Raw genomic sequence first — 2,500 nt, 5'->3', positions numbered from 1 at the left:
CTAAGGTCCCAAATTCACTGCTAAGTGGAAAACCATGTGGAAAGGCACAGACAGCCAGGAGGTTGGCTTAGAAGCAGCCACCCTTTAAAGAAAGCGTAATAGCTCACTGGTCGAGTCGGTCTGCGGGGAAGATTTAACGGGGCTAAGCAGTGAACCGAAGCTTGGGGTGCATAACTTTGTTATGCGCGGTAGAGGAGCGTTCCGTAAGCCGTTGAAGGTGGATTGAGAAGTCTGCTGGAGGTATCGGAAGTGCGAATGCTGACATGAGTAACGATAATGCGGGTGAAAAACCCGCACGCCGAAAGCCCAAGGTTTCCTTGCGCAACGTTAATCGGCGCAGGGTGAGTCGGCCCCTAAGGCGAGGACGAAAGTCGTAGTCGATGGGAAGCAGGTTAATATTCCTGCACCTCGCGTAAGTGCGATGGAGGGACGGAGAAGGTTAGGTGTACCAGGCGTTGGTTGTCCTGGGGAAAGGCGGTAGGTTTGGATCTTTGGCAAATCCGGGATCCTTTAAGACCGAGCACCGAGACGAGCCTTTATGGCGAAGTCACTGATACCACGCTTCCAGGAAAAGCTCCTAAGCTTCAGCTTACGCAGACCGTACCGTAAACCGACACAGGTGGGTAGGATGAGAATTCTCAGGCGCTTGAGAGAACTCGGGTGAAGGAACTAGGCAACATGGCACCGTAACTTCGGGAGAAGGTGCACCCTTTTTGGTGGCTCGTGCGAGCTATAGCTGAAGAGGGTCGCAGTAACCAGGCCGCTGCGACTGTTTATCAAAAACACAGCACTCTGCAAACACGAAAGTGGACGTATAGGGTGTGACGCCTGCCCGGTGCTGGAAGGTTAATTGATGGGGTCAGCCGCAAGGCGAAGCTCTTGATCGAAGCCCCAGTAAACGGCGGCCGTAACTATAACGGTCCTAAGGTAGCGAAATTCCTTGTCGGGTAAGTTCCGACCTGCACGAATGGCGTAACGACAGCGGCGCTGTCTCCACCCGAGACTCAGTGAAATTGAAATCGCTGTGAAGATGCAGCGTTCCCGTGGCAAGACGGAAAGACCCCGTGAACCTTTACTATAGCTTTACACTGAACGTTGAGTTCGTCTGTGTAGGATAGGTGGGAGGCTATGAAACTGTGGCGCTAGCTGCAGTGGAGCCATCCTTGAAATACCACCCTGTCGTGCTTGACGTTCTAACCTGGGCCCATTATCTGGGTCGGGGACCGTGTATGGTGGGTAGTTTGACTGGGGCGGTCTCCTCCTAAAGAGTAACGGAGGAGCTCGAAGGTACGCTCAGCGCGGTCGGACATCGCGCACTGTGTGCAAAGGCATAAGCGTGCTTGACTGCAAGATCGACGGATCAAGCAGGTAGGAAACTAGGACTTAGTGATCCGGTGGTTCTGTATGGAAGGGCCATCGCTCAACGGATAAAAGGTACTCCGGGGATAACAGGCTGATACCGCCCAAGAGTTCATATCGACGGCGGTGTTTGGCACCTCGATGTCGGCTCATCACATCCTGGGGCTGTAGTCGGTCCCAAGGGTATGGCTGTTCGCCATTTAAAGTGGTACGCGAGCTGGGTTCAGAACGTCGTGAGACAGTTCGGTCCCTATCTGCCATGGGCGTTGGAGATTTGAGAGGGGCTGCTCCTAGTACGAGAGGACCGGAGTGGACGAACCTCTGGTGTTCCGGTTGTCACGCCAGTGGCATTGCCGGGTAGCTATGTTCGGAAGCGATAACCGCTGAAAGCATCTAAGCGGGAAGCGCGCCTCAAGATGAGATCTCCCGGGGCACAAGCCCCCTGAAGGAACCATGTAGACTACGTGGTTGATAGGTCAGGTGTGTAAGTACAGCAATGTATTGAGCTAACTGATACTAATGATCCGAGAGGCTTGACCATATAACCTCAAGTTGCCTTGGCTTTACGACAGCGTCGTAAGAGCATCCAAGTGCACGCTACGTCACAAGAACTATGCGAGGCTGGCGCCTTGTCCCCCGGGACGAGTGCGACTCTCCAAAAGCCTCCCTGGTGAAATTAGCGCTGTGGAACCACCCGATCCCATCCCGAACTCGGAAGTGAAACGCAGCTGCGCCGATGGTAGTGTGGCTCAAGCCATGCGAGAGTAGGTCATCGCCAGGGTTTACACCCGAGAACCCCGCTGCTTGCGCAGCGGGGTTTTTCTTATTAAGTGAAGGCACTGCATTTTCCGGGTTCCTTCCGCCCCAAGGGCAAGATCGCGAAGCTGGCGCTGCAAGCGCTGCTGCAACCGTCTCCCTGGTGAAATTAGCGCTGTGGAACCACCCGATCCCATCCCGAACTCGGAAGTGAAACGCAGCTGCGCCGATGGTAGTGTGGCTCAAGCCATGCGAGAGTAGGTCATCGCCAGGGTTTACACCCAAAACCCCGCTGCTCACGCAGCGGGGTTTTTCTTTGTGCGCAGGAAATGCAGGTAGTGCCGGCCGCTGGCCGGCAGATGAGGTGATGCACCCGCCGCCGTTT

General features: G+C 55.0%; 3 rRNA genes (1 of these 3 cut by a window edge). All 3 read left to right on the top strand.

Going from position 1 to position 2,500, the window contains the following annotated elements:
• A 23S ribosomal RNA gene (locus tag ACJ7C5_RS11345) occupies positions 1 to 1,900 on the top strand (it extends 980 nt beyond the left edge of the window).
• A gap of 125 nt (positions 1,901 to 2,025) precedes the next feature.
• A 5S ribosomal RNA gene (gene rrf / locus ACJ7C5_RS11340) occupies positions 2,026 to 2,140 on the top strand.
• A 134-nt stretch (positions 2,141 to 2,274) separates the two neighbouring features.
• Positions 2,275 to 2,389 (top strand): 5S ribosomal RNA (gene rrf, locus ACJ7C5_RS11335).
• The last annotated feature ends 111 nt before the right edge of the window (positions 2,390 to 2,500 follow it).

The organism is Nocardiopsis yanglingensis (assembly GCF_045809185.1).
GTDB lineage: Bacteria > Pseudomonadota > Gammaproteobacteria > Xanthomonadales > Xanthomonadaceae > Stenotrophomonas > Stenotrophomonas yanglingensis.
This window is presented reverse-complemented; position numbering and strand designations above follow the sequence as displayed.